Source organism: Flavobacterium sp. (assembly GCF_004211145.1).
GTDB lineage: Bacteria > Bacteroidota > Bacteroidia > Flavobacteriales > Flavobacteriaceae > Flavobacterium.
Genome location: NZ_SEBS01000053.1, coordinates 1 through 18,321, shown reverse-complemented (window position 1 = coordinate 18,321; position 18,321 = coordinate 1). Strand labels below are relative to the sequence as shown.

The 18,321-nt window shown below is 48.7% G+C and carries 6 protein-coding genes; 2 read left to right on the top strand and 4 right to left on the bottom strand.

Going from position 1 to position 18,321, the window contains the following annotated elements; genetic code table 11:
* Window positions 1-840: 840 nt before the first annotated feature.
* From EOO50_RS16625 to EOO50_RS16610, 4 genes are read right to left on the bottom strand one after another with little or no spacing between them, the layout of a single operon-like run.
* Complete coding sequence (locus EOO50_RS16625) at window positions 841-2,793, bottom strand: OmpA family protein (RefSeq protein WP_290841415.1); 1,953 nt, start codon at window positions 2,791-2,793, stop codon at window positions 841-843.
* Window positions 2,794-2,805: 12 nt separating this feature from the next.
* Window positions 2,806-3,717, bottom strand: a complete 912-nt coding sequence (locus EOO50_RS16620; protein ID WP_290841414.1) for a type IX secretion system membrane protein PorP/SprF — start codon at window positions 3,715-3,717, stop codon at window positions 2,806-2,808.
* A 55-nt stretch (window positions 3,718-3,772) separates the two neighbouring features.
* Window positions 3,773-14,353 (bottom strand): gliding motility-associated C-terminal domain-containing protein, encoded by a 10,581-nt coding sequence (locus EOO50_RS16615; RefSeq protein ID WP_290841413.1) that lies wholly within the window; start codon window positions 14,351-14,353, stop codon window positions 3,773-3,775.
* 26 nt (window positions 14,354-14,379) lie between these two features.
* Window positions 14,380-14,910 carry a hypothetical protein gene (locus EOO50_RS16610; RefSeq protein WP_290841412.1) on the bottom strand — a complete coding sequence of 177 codons (531 nt, stop codon included), beginning with the start codon at window positions 14,908-14,910 and terminating at the stop codon, window positions 14,380-14,382.
* Window positions 14,911-15,628: 718 nt separating this feature from the next.
* On the opposite strand from EOO50_RS16610, the gene EOO50_RS16605 reads away from it, so the two are divergent.
* Window positions 15,629-16,132 (top strand): histidine phosphatase family protein, encoded by a 504-nt coding sequence (locus EOO50_RS16605; protein ID WP_290841411.1) that lies wholly within the window; start codon window positions 15,629-15,631, stop codon window positions 16,130-16,132.
* Window positions 16,113-18,218, top strand: a complete 2,106-nt coding sequence (gene ppk1, locus EOO50_RS16600) for a polyphosphate kinase 1 (protein WP_290841410.1) — start codon at window positions 16,113-16,115, stop codon at window positions 18,216-18,218. Before EOO50_RS16605 ends, ppk1 begins: the two co-directional genes overlap by 20 nt.
* The last annotated feature ends 103 nt before the right edge of the window (window positions 18,219-18,321 follow it).

The window sequence follows — 18,321 nt, the reverse complement described above, 5'->3', positions numbered from 1 at the left end:
TATCCATATTTTTTAGCCACGAATGCACGAATTTTGGATGTGGTGCGCTGTGTGAATTTTGCTTTGTTGGTTCGATATAGATAAATGGATTTAGAAATAATTGGTGTTTTTTTTTGGCCACGGATTACACGGATTTTCGCAAATTTTTGGATAACGTTGAGGATTTGCGCTTCGTGTGGAATTTGCTTAGTTGGTTCGCTTCGCTCATGTTACGGATTTTGGTTTTGGCAGTTGAGATTTTGAAATAGCTATCCGTACTTTTTAGCCACGAATGCACGAATTTTGGATGTGGTGCTCTGCGTGAATTTTGCTTCGCCGGTTTGCTTCGCTCGTGTCGCGGATTTTGAATTTAGAAAATTTGGATCAGGAAATAGTTCGCGATATTTTTTTTGGCCACGGATTGCACGGATTTTCACGGATTTTGGGTGACCTTGAGAATTTGCGCTTCGCGAAATCGCACGGATTTTGGTTTTGGCAATTTAGATTTGGAAATAGCTATCCATATTTTTTGGCCACGAATGCAAGAATTTTGGAGTTTTTCTGGCCACAGATTTCATGAATTTTGGTTTTGGCAAATTCGGATTTTAAATGACTCTATTTTTTTTGAAGTGACCATAGCGTCAGATTAACCGGCGGACCAATTCGCGGATTAGCGGCTAAAAAAAGAGAACGACTTGGATAGATAATGGCCGATTCTACCGGGACAATCCCCAAAAAAAAACTGAGGCGTTATCGAATATTTTCAAGTTCTTATTTAACTTCAGCACTTCAGCACTCTTCCCCAAAAAAAAAAGCACCCGCGTTAACGGATGCTTCTCACTATTCAATTTTGGTGTTTTGTTATTCGGCGTCAAGCGCAGTGATGATAAACTGGCTACGACGGTTTTTCTGGTGTTCTTCCTCGCTACATTTCACACCGTCTTTACACTGGTTGATCAATTGCGATTCACCGTAACCTTTCGATGTCAAGCGTTCTGCGGCAACTCCGTGGGCAATGAGCCAGTCACGTGTCGATTTGGCACGACGCTCAGACAACTTGAGGTTGTACTTGTCAGATGCACGACAGTCAGTGTGTGAACGGACATCGATTTTCATCGTCGGATATTGGTTCATTACGTCGAGTACTTTCGCGATGTCAACTTCAGCATCGGGACGGATATCCCATTTGTCAAGGTCGAACAGGATGTAGTTGATTCCGAATACGTCGGCAAGGTCATCCCCGACGCCAACTTGTTTGAGTTTCTTCTCGAGTTGGATAGGAAGATCGGTTTTGCCTTCTTCTTTGGAGATCGTGACTTTTTGTTCCTTCGTCTCGTAATCTTCTTTCTCAGCACGGACATAATACGCTTTTCCACATTCCACTTTCTTGAAGATGTAGAAACCTTTGTCGTCCGACATCACTTCTTCAAGCTTGTTGAACTTGTCGTCGAATAAGGTCACTTTCGTGTTCGGAAGGATTTCGCCCGTCTTGAGATCGGTTACGATGCCCGACAATTCCTGCTCACAAACCAGTTTGCGTGTCTCAAGGAATTTGTAGATATCGTCAAGACCTTTTCCGCCTTCTCGGTTCGACGTCAAATAACCTTTGCGGGTTTTCGTATCGATGATGTAAGCGAAGTCGTCCATTTTCGAGTTGGCAGGCGCTCCGACGTTGATCGGTTCGTTATAAGTCGCGTCATCGTTGATCTTGGCCATATAAATGTCCATACCGCCCAATCCGGGATAACCGTCTGAAGCGAAATACAATTCGTTTTCGTTGGTTGCGAACGGGAACGTTTCTTTACCTTCCGTGTTGATCATGTCGCCCAAGTTGACGGGAACTCCGTACGAACCTTCACCCGTGATCTCGACTTTCCACAAATCCGATTGGCCTTTTCCGCCCGGCATGTCCGAAGCGAAATACAACCATTTTCCGTCAGCGCTGAGCGCAGGGTGAGCCACGCTGTATTCGTTGCTGTTGAACGGAAGTTCAGTCACGTTTTCCCAAGTGTCGACGCTGTCTTTTACGACCAAGGTAGCACGGTAGATCTTGAGCAACGTGATTTTCGAGCTGTTCTTGCCTTTTTTGCCGTCGTTGAAATTGTTGCGTGTAAAGTACATCGTCTTTCCGTCGGCTGAGAAAACCGGAGTCGCCTCGTGGAAACGCGTATTGATGTTCTTGGCGAACTTGTCGACCTTCCCGAGTGAATCACCTGAAATAGCAGCGACGTACATGTTCGTGAAATACTGGTCCGACCATTTGTGCTTGCGTTGGAATAAAGATCCCGTGTCGCGAGCCGAAGCGAATACCAATTGATTTTTGAAAACCGCGCTTCCGTAATCGGAGTATTGGGTGTTCACGCCAGCATCGCCGATATTGTAGCGACCTGAGTTGGCTTCGATGACTTTCATGTAGTCTTTGTTGCCTGCGAACTTTTTACCGCGAAGATCTTCTTCAGTCTTTTCGATGAATTTGTTCATCATCTCGTCAGCCTTCGCATAATTTCCGGCGGCTTTCAACGATTGTGAATAACGGTAATAGACTTCGGTCTCCACGTCGCTCGTCGCTGCGAAAAGCTGGTCGTACCATTTTACGGCTTTGTCGAACTGTGAATTGAAGTAGTAGGCGTTACCGAGTTTTTTGAACAAGTCGGCATTTTTATATCCTTTCTCCGCTATGCGCTCATAGGTTTTGATCGCATCTATATACGCGTAACCGTCATAGTTCTTGTCGGCCTTTCTGAGACCGCCCGTCTGGCCGTAGGTTGTGATGGCCAGGGCACTGAATAATAGGCTTAGTATTACTTTTTTCATGACTGTTTGATATTAGAAGAAGCGTGGAGATATGATTTTGCTCTTGTTGCTAAAGAATTCATAGCGCAAGAAAATCTCGTGTGAACCTGAGTTATAGTTGCGAAGTTCGGTTGTTTCCATGTCGTAACCGTAACCTAGGAACAAGCCCTGGCTGATCTGGAATCCTGCCATCGCACTCCAGGCTGCGTCCCAACGGTAAGCGCCTCCGAGCGTGAATTTCTCGCTGATGAGGAAGTTGGCCGAAACGTCGACTTGAAGCGGAGCACCTGTTACGGCTTTCGTCAACACGGCCGGCTTGAATTTCAAGTTCGGGCTCAGGTCGAAAACGTAACCTCCGATAAGGTAAAAGTTCATACGCTCTTTGTTGATCGAGACATCGTTGTCGCTGTAGCGCGTTGTCTGGATGAAGTTCGGTACTGACAAACCTACGTAATATTTATCGGTATGCCAGTAAATACCCGCACCAACGTTAGGCGAGATCTTATTGTCAAAGCCCATGAGGCTTGGATCACTTTGGTTTTCAGGATTCAATTTATTGCGGTCGAGGTTGAACATGTTTACGGTTCCTTTGATACCGAATGACAATTTCGCTTCCTCTGAAGTGCGGATCGTGTAGGAGAAATCCGCTGAGAACGAGGTCTCGTTCGTTGGTCCGATCTTATCATTGATCAGGGAAAGTCCCAAACCGACATTGCTTTCGCCGATTGGCGTATTCAATGATGCGGCCGCTGTTTCAGGAGCTCCGTCAAGCCCAATCCATTGTGCGCGGTACATCCCGAAGACGCTCAGCACGCCTCTCGAACCCGCGTAGGCCGGGTTGATGTTGATCGTGTTGTACATGTACTGGGTGAACTGCGCATCCTGCTGTGCAACCGCGCCCCAACCTGTCAACATCAAAACGAAAATTAATACTCTTGTTTTCATTAGTCTATTGTTTTTTACCCGGGACTGTTACGCCCCGGGCGTTAGATTTGAGTTCTTATCTTGAAAGGTATAAATATCCGTCCTTATCGTAATTCTTGCCATCACTATCCGTGTAGTGGATAATATAGAAGTAGGTTCCTGTTGGCAATTCATCGGCTTTGTTTACGGTAACCCTTCCTTCAGACACACCGCGGAATGCTCTTGTGGTGTTGTCGTATTGTTTGGTTTCGTAGACTAATATACCCCAACGGTTGTAAATTTCAACACTGTTTGATGGAATACATGGCTCTCCGAAGTTTTCGATAAAGAATACCTCATTGATTCCGTCGTTGTTCGGTGAGAACGCATTGTGAATCGTTACGATACACGCTGGATCAACCTCACAATAGATCTCGTTGATGTCTACGGCGATACGCACTGTACGAGGACAAGTCGCATCGTCGATTACATAGTCAACGTTATAGATTCCATTTGCAGTTCCGAAAGGTGTCAACACAGTTCCGTTAAGTCCAGGTACGTTATCGACATTCACCCATGTTCCGCCGGCAGGAGTTCCTGCAGGAAGTAGCGTGGCCAAATCGATAGTCGCACTCGTATCTTCGTTACACTGTTGGTTGGTCACGACGATCAACGCATCGTTCACGGTTACGTTCACTACTTGAGTGAAAGTCGACGTGTTGTTACAAGCGTCGGCTACCGTCCAAGTCCAAGTGATGCTGTAGTTACCGTTGATAGGCTCAGTGATCACTTCGGTAAATACCGGAGTACCGACCGCTGAACAAGCATCGCTGAAGTTCAATGTAGGAACTGGAGGAACATCGGCACAGCTTACGTTTACAACCGGATCAAGTGTTACGTCGGCAACCGGGCCAGTCGTATCTTGAACAGTTACTGTTTGTGTATGCGTAACGATGTTTCCACAACCGTCATTCGCAGTCCATGTACGTGTGATGATCTCAGTTACAGGACAAGTTCCAGGAACCGAAGTCTCAGCGTAAACAACCGCTACACCGGCAGCGTTACAGTTGTCAGTCGCAGTAAGTACGGCAGGAGCAGGAACCGATCCACACTCGGCAGTGATCGCCAGGTCAGGAAGCGTTTCCACGAATACCGGAGCAGTCGTATCTTGAACCGTGATTGTTTGTGAAGCTGTAGCTACGTTTCCACAAGCATCGGTTGCAGTCCAAGTGCGAACCAAAGTGTACGAACCGGCGCATGCACCTGGAGTCGTAGTCTCGGTCATCGTTACAGGAACTGTTGCGTTTTGACAGTTGTCAACGGCAGTCAATGTAGCCGGAGCGGCAATGGCGTCGCATGAAGCGGTAACGTCAGCCGGAACAGCTTCCAGGAATGTCGGAGCGATGTTGTCGATCACGTTAACCGTTTGCGTTACAGAAGAACTGTTTCCACAAGCGTCAGTGAACGTCCATGTACGAACGATAACGAACGTGTTGGCACAAGCACCAGGCGTCAATACTTCAATAGCAGTTGCAGTGATCGGCGTAGCGTCGCAGTTGTCGGTCGCAGTCAAAACAGGAGCGGCAGGAACTTCAGAACCACAGGCTACGGTCACATCGGCAGGAGCTGCAGGAGCAACCGGAGCAGTAGTGTCGTTTACCGAGATGGTTTGAGAAACCGATGATGTGTTTCCACAAGCGTCAGTAAATGTCCAAGTCCTAACTGTCGTGAACGATCCGGCGCAAGCACCTGGAGTCGTTACGTCGACACCTTGGGCAGAGATTGTTTCTCCACAGTTGTCAGTCGCAGTAAGTGTTACGTTAGCCGGAATCTCAGCTGAACACTGAGCCGTGATATCGGCAGGAGCAGCAGGAGCAACCGGAGCAGTCGTATCGTTTATGACGATGTTTTGAGATACAGATGAACTGTTTCCACAAGCATCGGTGAATGTCCAAGTACGAACGATAGTGAACGAGTTCGGGCAAGAACCTGCAGTCGTTACATCGACACCTTGAGCAGTGATCACGTCACCACAGTTGTCGGTAGCGCTCAATGTTACGTTGGCAGGAACTTCGGCAGCACACTGGCCAGCGAAATCAGCCGGAGCAGCAGGAGCGACCGGAGCGATAGTGTCGTTCACGTTGATGGTTTGAGATACAGACGAGCTGTTTCCGCAAGCATCAGTGAATGTCCATGTACGAACGATTACGAAGCTGTTGGCACACGTACCCGGGGTCGTTACGTCAACACCTTGGGCGGTGATCGCACCTTGGCAGTTGTCGGTCGCGGTCAATGTTACATTCGCAGGAACTTCAGAAGCACAAGCCAATGTCAACGTTGCAGGCGCTTCAGGAGCAACCGGAGCAGTCGTATCGTTTACGGTAATTGTTTGCGAAATTGAAACCGAGTTAGCGCAAGCATCAGTGAATGTCCAGGTACGGACGATCACGTACGATCCGGCGCAAGCACCAGGCGTAGTCACGTCAACACCTTGAGCAGTGATGGTTCCGGCACAGTTGTCGGTCGCAGTCAATGTTACGTTTGCAGGAACATCGGTAGCACATTGTACGGTTACGGCTGCAGGCGCTTCAGGAGCAACCGGTGCAGTAGAATCCGATACGGTGAATGTAGCCGATGTAGTCGAAGCGTTTCCGCAAGCGTCAGTCGCTGTAAAGATTACAGTTACCGCAGCCGTACAGTCGTTTCCGATTCCAGCGTAGTTATTTGTCCAGGTTACGGCTGAACATGTGTCAGTCGCGGCAGCACCACCATTTGAAGCCAACCAGTCGTTCAAAGCGTTCTCGTTTCCTGCACCACATTGGATCGCAAGGTTAGCCGCCTGAGTCGTGATAGTAGGAGCAGTGATGTCCTGAACGTTGATTGTTTGCGTAGCGGTCGAAGTGTTTCCACAAACGTCGGTCGCAGTCCAAGTTCTTACGATAGTGTAAGCACCTGCACAAGCACCGGCAGTCTGGGCATCTTCAAAAGTAAGCGTCACTTCACCGATACAATTGTCAGTAGCGGTAGGCGTAGCGAACTCAGGAGTTGCAGGACAGTCGATCGTTGAAGCAGCAGGCAATTGTGAAATTACCGGAGCTACGTTATCGTTTACGGATATTGTTTGAGATACAGATGAGGCGTTTCCGCAAGCATCGGTGAATGTCCAAGTACGAACAACCGTGAAGTTGTTGGCACAAGTACCAGCAGTCGTTACATCGACACCTTGAGCAGTGATTACCTCACCACAGTTGTCGGTTGCGCTCAATGTTACGTTAGCTGGAACGTCAGCGGCGCAAGCAACAGTCACATCAGCCGGAGCCGTTGGAGCCGTTGGAGCAGTCGTGTCGTTTACTGATATTGTCTGAGAAACCGATGATGCGTTTCCACAAGCATCAGTGAATGTCCAAGTACGTACGATCGTGAACGTTCCGGCGCAAGCACCAGGAGTCGTTACATCGACACCTTGAGCAGTGATCACGTCGCCACAGTTGTCAGTCGCTGACAATGTAACGTTGGCAGGAACTTCAGATGAACACTGAGCCGTCACGTTCTCAGGAGCCGCTGGAGCCGTCGGAGCGATCGTGTCGTTTACAGTGATTGTCTGAGAAACCGACGATGTGTTTCCACATGAATCAGCGAATGTCCAAGTTCTTACGATTACGAATGAGTTAGGGCAAGAACCAGGAGTCGTTACATCGACACCTTGAGCGGCGATCGCACCTTGACAGTTGTCTTGGGCAGTCAATGTCTCGCTTGCAGGAACATCTCCGGCACAAGCGTAAGTTACGGCAGCAGGAGCTTGTGGAGCAACCGGCGCAGTCGTATCGTTTACGGTGATTGTTTGTGAAACTGAAACCGAGTTGGCACAAGCGTCGGTGAATGTCCATGTACGAACGATTACGTATGATCCGGCGCAAGCACCAGGCGTAGTCACATCGACACCTTGAACGGCGATGTTTCCGGCGCAATTGTCAACAGCAGTAAGCGTTACGTTAGCAGGAACATCAGTCGAACACTGAACAGTCACGGCAGCAGGAGCTTCAGGAGCAACCGGCGCAGTCGAGTCAGATACGGTGAATGTAGCCGATGTGGTCGAAGCGTTTCCGCAAGCGTCGGTAGCTGTAAAGATTACAGTCACGGCAGCAGTACAGTCGTTTCCGATACCGGCGTAGTTATTTGTCCAAGTTACGTCGGAACAAGTATCAGTAGCCGAAGCACCACCGTTAGAAGCCAACCAGTCGTTCAAAGCATTCGCGTTTCCTGTTCCACATTGGATGGCAAGGTCTTGCGCCTGAGTCGAGATAACCGGAGCGGTAACGTCTTGTACATTGATGGTTTGCGTAGCAGTCGAAGTGTTTCCACAAACGTCAGTCGCAGTCCAGGTACGAACGATTGAATATGAACCGGCGCATGTTCCAGGTGTCTGGGCATCGACGAAGGTCAATGTCACGGCACCGGCACAGTTGTCAGTAGCCGTAGCTTGTGCGAATGCAGGAGTTGCAGGACAGTCGATTGTCGACGTGGCAGGCAATGCATCGATCACAGGAGCTACAGTATCGTTTACAGTAATAGTTTGGGATACTGATGATGTGTTTCCACAAGCATCAGCGAAAGTCCACGTACGAACAACTACGAAGCTGTTGGCACAAGATCCCGGAGTCGTTACATCGACACCCTGAGCAGTGATTACCTCACCACAATTGTCGGTTGCACTCAACGTAACGTTAGCAGGAACGTCACCGGCGCAAGCCAAAGTCACATCAGCCGGAGCCGTTGGAGCAGTTGGCGCAGTAGTGTCGTTTACAGATATAGTTTGTGAAACCGATGACGAGTTGTTACACGCATCAGTGAATGTCCAAGTACGTACGATAGTGAACGTTCCGGCGCAAGCACCTGGAGTCGTTACGTCAACACCTTGAGCAGTGATGGCACCTGAACAGTTGTCCTGTGCAGTCAACGTCACATTCGCAGGAACTTCAGATGAACACTGAGCCGTTACATTCGCAGGAGCTGCAGGAGCAACCGGAGCGATCGTATCGTTTACCGTGATTGTCTGAGAAACCGATGATGCATTTCCACATGAATCCGTGAATGTCCAAGTACGAACTATAGTGAACGAATTCGGGCAAGAACCCGGAGTCGTTACGTCAACACCTTGAGCAGTGATCGCACCTTGACAGTTGTCAGTTGCAGTCAATGTCACGTTAGCAGGAACGTCTGAAGCACAAGCTACAGTTACGGCAGCCGGAGCTGTTGGAGCAACCGGAGCAGTCGTGTCGTTCACCGTGATTGTTTGTGTAACTGAAACCGAGTTGGCACAAGCATCGGTGAATGTCCAAGTACGAACGATTACGTATGATCCGGCACAAGTACCAGGAGTCGTTACGTCAACACCTTGAACAGCGATGTTTCCGGCGCAGTTGTCGACAGCAGTCAACGTTACGTTAGCAGGAACGTCGGCAGCACATTGAACTGTTACGGCAGCAGGAGCAGCAGGTGCAACCGGAGCAGTAGAATCAGAGACAGTGAAAGTAGCCGAAGTGGTCGAAGCGTTTCCGCAAGCGTCGGTAGCTGTAAAGATTACAGTCACGGCAGCCGTACAGTCGTTTCCGATACCTGCATAATTGTTTGTCCAGGTTACAGCCGAACACGTGTCGGTAGCTGCAGCGCCTCCGTTAGAAGCCAACCAGTCGTTCAAAGCATTCGCATTTCCAGCACCACATTGGATGGCAAGATCTTGCGCTTGGGTTGAGATGACCGGAGCAGTGATATCCTGAACCGTAATGGTTTGAGTAGCGGTCGCAGTGTTTCCACAAACGTCAGTCGCCGTCCAGGTACGTGTGATCGAGTAAGCACCCGCACAAGCACCAGGAGTCTGGGCATCTGCAAAAGTAAGCGTCACCGTACCAGGACAGTTGTCGGTGGCAGTCGGCGTAGCGAACGATGGAGTCGCAGGACAGTCGATCGTAGAAGCGGCCGGCAATGCAGAGATTGTCGGAGCTACAGTATCATTGACAGTAATAGTTTGTGAAACCGATGATGTGTTTCCACAAGCATCAGCGAACGTCCAGGTACGAACGATCGTGAAGCTGTTCGCACATGAACCCGCAGTCGTCACGTCAACACCTTGAGCCGTGATGGCGCCTTGGCAGTTGTCTTGAGCAGTCAGGGTTATGTTTGCAGGAACATCTCCGGCACAAGCTAGGGTTACGGCAGCCGGAGCAGCAGGTGCAACCGGAGCAGTCGTATCGTTTACAGAAATTGTCTGAGAAACCGATGACGTGTTTCCACAAGCATCAGCAAATGTCCAAGTTCTGACGATCGTGAACGATCCGGCACAAGTACCAGGCGTCGTTACGTCAACACCTTGAGCAGTGATCGCACCCGAACAGTTGTCCTGTGCAGTCAATGTCACATTCGCAGGAACGTCAGCCGAACACTGAGCCGTTACGTTAGCCGGAGCTGCAGGAGCAACCGGAGCTACGTTATCGTTAACTGAAATTGTCTGAGAAACCGATGACGTGTTGCCACAAGCATCAGCAAATGTCCAAGTACGAACGATAGTGAATGAATTCGGGCAAGAACCAGGAGTCGTTACATCAACACCTTGAGCGGTGATCGCACCTTGACAGTTGTCAGTTGCAGTCAATGTCACATTCGCAGGAACGTCAGCCGAACACTGAGCCGTTACGTTTGCAGGAGCTGCAGGAGCGACCGGCGCGACAGTATCGCTGACGGTGATCGTTTGTGAAACCGATGACGTGTTTCCACAGGCATCAGCGAAAGTCCACGTACGAACGATAGTGAACGAGTTCGCACAAGATCCCGGAGTCGTAACATCGACACCCTGAGCAGTGATGGCGCCTTCGCAGTTATCCTGTGCAGTCAACGTGACATTTGCAGGAACCAAAGAAGCACAAGCTACGGCAACTGCGGCAGGAGCGGCAGGAGCAACAGGAGCGATAGTATCGTTAACGGTAATAGTCTGAGAAACCGATGCAGCGTTTCCACAAGCATCAGTGAATGTCCAGGTACGAACGATTACGAACGAGTTAGGACAAGATCCGGGAGTCGTCACGTCTACACCTTGAGCCGTGATCGGGCCTTGGCAAGTGTCGGTAGCAGTCAACGTCACGTTCGCAGGAACCTGGGAAGCGCATTGAACCGTTACGTCTGCAGGAGCCGCAGGAATAACCGGAGCGACGATATCTTTAATTACGATGTTTTGTGAAACCGATGATGAGTTGCCACAAGCATCAGTGAATGTCCATGTACGGACGATTGTGAATGACCCGGCGCAAGTGCCCGGAGTCGTCACGTCAACACCTTGAACAGTGATGGCGCCCGCACAGTTGTCTTGGGCAGTCAATGAAATGTTGGCAGGAACGTCAGCTGAACAAGTAAGCGCGACATCGGCAGGAGCAGCCGGAGCGACCGGAGCCACATTATCCTGAAGCGTGAACGAAGCTGAAGTAGTCGAAGCGTTTCCACAAGCGTCAGTCGCGGTAAAGATTACCGTTACGGCACCTGAACATCCTGTTGGAGCGGCAGTGAAGTTATTTGTCCAAGTTACGGCAGAACAGGCGTCGGCAGCAACAGCGCCTCCATTAGAAGCGAGCCATGCGTTGAGTGAAGCCTGGTTTCCGGCACCACATTGGACAGTGATATTTTGAGCTTGGGTAGAAATTACCGGAGCCGTTACATCCTGGACCGTGATCGATTGTGTAGCAGTCGATGCGTTTCCACAAGCGTCCGATGCAGTCCATGTGCGAACGATAGTGTAGTTCGATGGGCATGATCCCGCAGTTTGAACGTCAACGAAATTCAAAGTCACCGCGCTTCCACAAGAATCGGTAGCAGTAGCCTGAGCGAATGATGGCGTCGCAGGACAAGATATTGTTGATGGGGCAGGCAACGCAGCGATTACCGGAGCGATGATGTCGGTCACGATAAATGTTTGCGTTCCTGTAGCCGTGTTTCCACAAGCATCTGTAGCCGTCCAAGTACGAACGATCGTGTACGAACCGGCGCAAGCACCTGGAGTCGTAGCATCCGCAGACGTAAGCGTTACAGTAGCGCCACAGTTGTCAGAAGCCGTCGGTGTAACCCAGTTTGGCGTGGCAGGACAGCTGATCGTAGTTGGAGTCGTCGGCAAACCGGCGAGTACCGGTGGCACGTTGTCAAGTACGTTGATCGGTTGTGTTACGGTAATGGTTCCACAAATGTTCACTACTTGGAACGTACGTGTAACTACCGCAGGACAAGTTCCTGAAGTCGAATCGAAATACGTAATGGTATAGTTTCCGATTTGGCTTGCATTCGAAATTGAACCGCCGGCAGCTGTAAATTGAGCCAGTGTGATGGCAACCGGAGTCGAGCTGTATGGAAGACCCGTAATGGCACTCGTTCCGCAACCGTTAAGGTTAAGCGCGGCTGGAGCGGTTACGATCGGGCTTGCATAAACTGAAACCAAGATCGGCACTTTCGGCCCGATACAGTTTGGTCCTGCAGCTTCGGCAGCATAATAAGTAGTCGTTCCTACAGTGGCGGTCGATGGTGTGATCGATACTTGCGGAGCGCCCGTTGGAGACGTATAATAATATACGGTGTAGTTCGGGTTCGATGGCGTAGCAACAATCGGAGCAGCCGTCGCACCTTGACAATATGTAAGGTTTGCAGGAACTGTCGGAGTCGAATTGATTGAAGTTACCGTGATCGTAAACTGGAAGTAACAACCTTGCAACGCTCCCGGTGGCACCGCGTAGTACGTAATCGTACCAAGAGTTGCAGGGAACGGGTTGTTGATCGTGTATTGGATTGCACTTGGCGTCACCGGATATTGGTTGTAGAAAGTCGATCCGTTAGGGAAACTTCCTGACACCTGAGTGATCGGAATAGAAGCACCTGTACTACAAAACGTAAAGGCAGTGATCGGAGGAGTCGATTGACAGTTCGCGTTCACATACTCGGTAGCGTTGATGTTGACGAGCAATGGAGCAGCGATCGGGTCGCCCTGACAAGTTCCGTTGCTCGTAAAACCTTGGATAAGGTCTTTTTCGCTCACGACAATTCCCGTGATCGCACCGACACCGCTCAAGACACCATTTACGGCGACTACGTTGTTACAGTTGGCATTCTTAAGCAATTCGCAATCAGTGGTTGCAGTAACCTTGAAAGTCAAATCGCCGAGTATCGTATCAGGACCTGTTGCAGGAACCGGCAAAGTGCCGATGTCCCAAACGACCGATCCGTTCGAACCCAAAGCCGGATTGTACGTAAGCGCATTAGGAGTTGGTGAAGGTGTAAAATAAACGTTTCTGACAGCACTGTTCGGTACATATACTGTGTTGTATGGAATCGGAATAACGATCTTAGAATTGTTGATCGCCTCAGTTCCGCGGTTGCGGACTTTTATCTTGAATTCCATTTCCTGGCCCGGAAGTGCCGTGTAAGGGCCAACGCCCGGTACCGGAGAACCATTGATGCTAATTGCCGCAAGATCGCCTTCGACCTCTGGGATATAGGCGTCAACCGACATTGCGATAGCAAAAATACAATATGTATCCTGTGTGGAACCGTATCTGAACGTAGTGGAAGTCTGGTTGTTCGTTATAATACCGTTATTGGTATTGGGAAGCGTAAACATGCTTATATCGAGACCGGAGTTGTTGACCAAGTTGGGCGTTCGCGCTCCCGGTGTCTGAATGCTTGAGTTGAAGAAGTTAGTCGGGCTGTTCGCCGAATGGCTTAAACTCTGCCAAGTGTTGTTGTCCTGACGTTGGATCTGGAAGTAGTCACCTGTAATACCATTATCACCTTCACCCGCGATCATACCCAATTTGATCCCTACTGGACCCGATTGAACGGTATTGAAACCTGAGATAGGAAGGTTGTTGCTCGCATTGCCACTGATAACGAAAGCGTGTCCGTCAAAAAGAGTCACATCGCGGTAACGCATTTTAGAGTTTTCGTATATGATGACCATTCCCCAACCACCGTAGTAGCCCGTACCGCCGCCGTTTCCTTCGATAAGCGCGATGTCGGCAGCCGTGTAAGCTCCAACTCCATGGGTTTTGACGTAATCCGTAACTTCAGTATACGCCGAGTACATAAGCTCATCCTGGTTGGTAGGATAGTAAATGTCTTGCGGGCTTGCCGTAAATTCGGTGTACGCTGTAGCTCCAGGTCCTTTGAACTGGATTTTTCTTTTGCTAAAATTCTTCGTCACACCGTTTTTGGTAACGTTGAACGTGGTATTGTTCGGCGAGCTGTTTCCGGCGCGTCCCGTCCAGTAAAGACCGGCGTAGATGATGTTTGAACATGAAGGCACCGCACCGTTCTCGGTCGAAAGCGTCAAAGTAGCTGTCGACGAGTTGAACGTCGGCGTTCCACCAAGACCTGTAAGTCCGGCTGCATCAACATCGACATATACCATGTTGTTGTAACCGTTCTCGGTCGTTACGCCGTAATTCTGCAACGTAAGGTTGGTATTTCCCAACATGGAGAAATCACCTTTGATGTTGTAGATCTTCTTCGTAGGAGTGTATTGCGACGTGCGTTGGGTGAACGGCACACGAACCTGGGCGCTGGCGGCAAAAGAGAAGCCAAGCAATACCGTGAACAACAGTATCAGGAATTTTGGGGTCGCAATGTTTGACTTGAAGTATATATTTTTCATAATCACTATCTTTTAAATATGGCCGCTTACTTGGTTCTGGCGAGGTTATAGAATACACTCACCTTAGGATCGTTGTTGCGTACCACGTTCACGATATCGCGTTCAGTCGTAGCGACTTCGGATATCAAATACACGTACTTCAAATTCGGGAAAACCGAAAGAGTCGAAAAGTCAAGACCTGACAGATCGCGTTGGCTTTTTAACTTCACGGTGATAAGCTCGACATCGCGTTTCGGAAAGTTCAGGCTTACCAGGTTGGCAAAAGATGCCGCGTCTGTAAACACGCATACCGGATTGTCGCCGTAAGTTTTTACGGTTTCGTTCTCGACATAAGAGGACGATTGCACGTCATTGATCAGGCTTTCCACGCGCAAAGGCGTATTGGCAGCGCTACGCGTTTGTCCGGAACCGCGCAGGGCGGCAATGAACTGGTCTACGTGCACTATGGGCTGACTCGTTGCCTCGTTCTGGGAATTGGTTCTCGTGCCGCGCGCGGCTTGTGCTGAGATGTCCATCGCAGAAAAGACAAAAACCAAAAGGAGAAGTAGATTTCTCATCATAGATTGGGTTTGTTTTTCAGACAGTAAGAAAATGTCTGTTCGGTTAATTACTCTGATTGGGATCTTTTTATTCATGATTTAAAAAATGCTTTAATTCATTGTTTCGGTCGCAGCCAAGCACAATGCCTGAAATTAACCGGTGGCTAAATTATATACTGCTTCCAATATTGCTTCATTTAGTCTACCAACAACCCGAAAACTCGTTCAGTAACATTTTTTAACTCATTTTGAGTGGTACTTTTGATCCCCAACTCAATCTTTTGTACATATTTCCTTACTAGTTTTTGACGTTTTTTTGCGCCTCATTTTTATCTATTTTACGAATTAGTTATGATTTTATGGGTCGAAAATAGGAAGGTTATTTTTATCGGCAAAGAAAAATATCGACAAAGTGCATTATTTTATAGATAAAGTACGCTATTTAACACATACTGTAGCCTAATTACTACAAATGGATATAAACAGTAATTTGTTGATAACATTGGAACAAATGTTAACAAACCAAAAAAAAAGTTAGTCGGCGAATTTATGTGTTTTTTGTCGATCGCGTACATTTTCATTTACCGACGAAGTGCAGAAAAATGCGTTTTGCGATCATTCCCTGTCCGAGTTCTTAACTGTAATATCGCAACTATCGCGTATTAAATAAATGAAAAAAAATAAAGGGCGAGTTCGAATTTTGCTTAACTTGAAGCAGACTAAAACCTACGCGATCATGAAAAACCTAATCATCGTCCGACACGCCAAATCAAGCTGGGACGCACCTTTGCGCGATTTTGACCGACCATTGCAGAACCGCGGAATCCAAGATGCCCACTTGGTTTCATCGAACATGAACGACTCACTTCCCAAGACATTCATGATCTGGAGCAGTCCCGCCAAACGCGCGTCCGAGACGGCGATGATCTTCGCGCAGAACATTTCCTACCCCGTCGAAAGCATCGTATACAAAGACGATCTCTACACTTTCGACGAACGACAACTCGAAAAAACCGTGCGCTCGTGCAGCGACGATTACGATAATGTTATTCTTTTCGGGCACAATGAGGCGATTACGAATTTTGTCAATAAATTTGGGGATATTTTTATCGACAATGTCACCACTTCAGGCGTCGTCTCGCTTACTTTTGATGCAAACAACTGGAGCGGCATCGGCAAAGGACGCACGCGAAAGGTGATTTTTCCAAGAGATCTAAAGAATGAACGCAGACCAATATAGGTACATAGACAGAGAAAAAAGTTGGCTGGCCTTCAACGCCAGGGTTTTACAGGAAGCCGGTGACGAGACCGTACCATTGCTCGAACGGCTTCGTTTCTTAGGGATTTTTTCAAACAATTTCGATGAATTTTTCCGTGTTCGCTTCGCAGCGATCAGGCGTTTGGCGCTTTCAGGCGAGACGGGCGAGAAATTGCTCGGAGGCGTTTCGGCCCAACAACTCGTGAAGGAAATTACTGAGATCGTGATCCGACAACAATCGGAAAGCCTTCGTATATTAAACGTGATCGAAACGCAATTGGCCAAGGAAAACATCTTCATGGTCAACGAAAAGGAAGTCACGAAAACCCAGGAAAGCTTCATCAAGGATTTCTTTATCCAAAAGGTTAGTCCGGCTTTGGTCACGATCATCCTCAACGACCTCGCCGAATTTCCATTATTGAAAGATACGGCCGGTTATCTCGCCGTGAAACTCGTACTCAATTCGCCTGCCGACAAGAATCCGTTGCTCAACCTCGTCAAACAGGTCAAGCGCGAAGTTCGGTACGCGATCATCGAAATGCCCAAGACAATCAACCGTTTCGTGGTGCTTCCGTCTGAAGATGGCAAGCAATACGTGATGTTGCTTGACGACGTGATCCGTTACAACCTCGACAGCATCTTCAATATATTCGACTACAAAAGCGTCAAGGCGCACATGATAAAGATTACACGCGACGCCGAACTCGACATCGATTCTGACCAAAGCAAATCGATGCTCGAGAAGATCGCGACCTCGGTCAAGGAAAGGCGCATTGGCGAGCCCGTGCGTTTCGTATACGACCAATCGATCGGAAAAGACACGCTCAAATTCTTTTTGACGCATCTCGAAATCGACTCGTCCGACAGTATAATCCCGGGCGGGCGTTACCATAACCGACGCGATTACATGGATTTTCCGAACCTCGGCCGATTCGATTTGCTGTACACCCAAAAGGCGCCTTTGCCCGTAAACAGTTTGAGCCTCGACGGAAGCGTGCTCAATAAGATCGCGCACAAGGATTACATGATTTATGCGCCTTACCAGTCGTTTTCGTACCTGATCAAATTCCTGCGTGAAGCGGCTTTGGACCCGAATGTAACGACGATCAAGATTACCTTATATAGATTGGCGACGAATTCCCAGATCATCAGCTCGCTCGTGAATGCGGCCAAGAACGGCAAGAAAGTCACGGTGCAGATCGAGTTGCAGGCGCGGTTCGACGAAGCCAGCAATATCTCGTACGCCGAGCAGATGCAGACTGAAGGCATCAACCTCATTTTCGGTATCAAAGGATTGAAAGTCCACAGCAAGATCTGTGTCGTCGAACGCATCGAGAAAGGAAAACTGAAACGGTACGGCTTTATCTCGACCGGGAATTTCAATGAACAGACCGCGCGATTTTACACCGACATCACGCTGTTCACGAGCCATCAGCAAATCTTAAAAGAAGTCTCGAAGGTGTTCGACTTTTTCGAGGTCAACTACCGTCTGCACCGATACAAGCACCTGATCGTTTCACCTCATTACACGCGCGCCAAGTTCGTGAAGCTCATCGATCGAGAGATATTGAACGCGAATTTGGGTCGTCCTGCCTATATCAATATGAAGATGAACAGCTTGTCCGATTATCAGATGATCGACAAATTGTACGACGCGAGCCAGAACGGCGTCAAGATCCGACTGCAGATCCGCGGTATTTGCGCGTTGATTCCAGGAGTTCCCGGTATGAGCGAGAATATCGAGGCGATCAGTATCGTCGACAATTACCTGGAACATTCGCGCGTATTCATTTTCTGTAACGACGACCGACCGGAAATCTATATCGGGTCAGCCGATCTCATGCGACGCAACCTCGACGCAAGGGTAGAAGTGACCTGCCCGATTTACGACGAGGAGATCAAAACCGAACTCATCGAGACGTTCGAAGTCGGTTGGAAAGGAAACGTGAAAGCGCGACTTCATTCGGAAAAGCTTGACAATATTTATCGTCCGAGAGGCGAGAATCCTGTGTTCCGCGCGCAACTTGAGACGTATAATTATTATCGGGATAGGATGGAGGAGAGTTAGACAATTGATAATTGACAATTGATAATTGATAATTAACAATTGATAATTAACAATTAATAATTAATAATGAAAAACCGATCGTTCAATCGAAAGCTCGATTTCA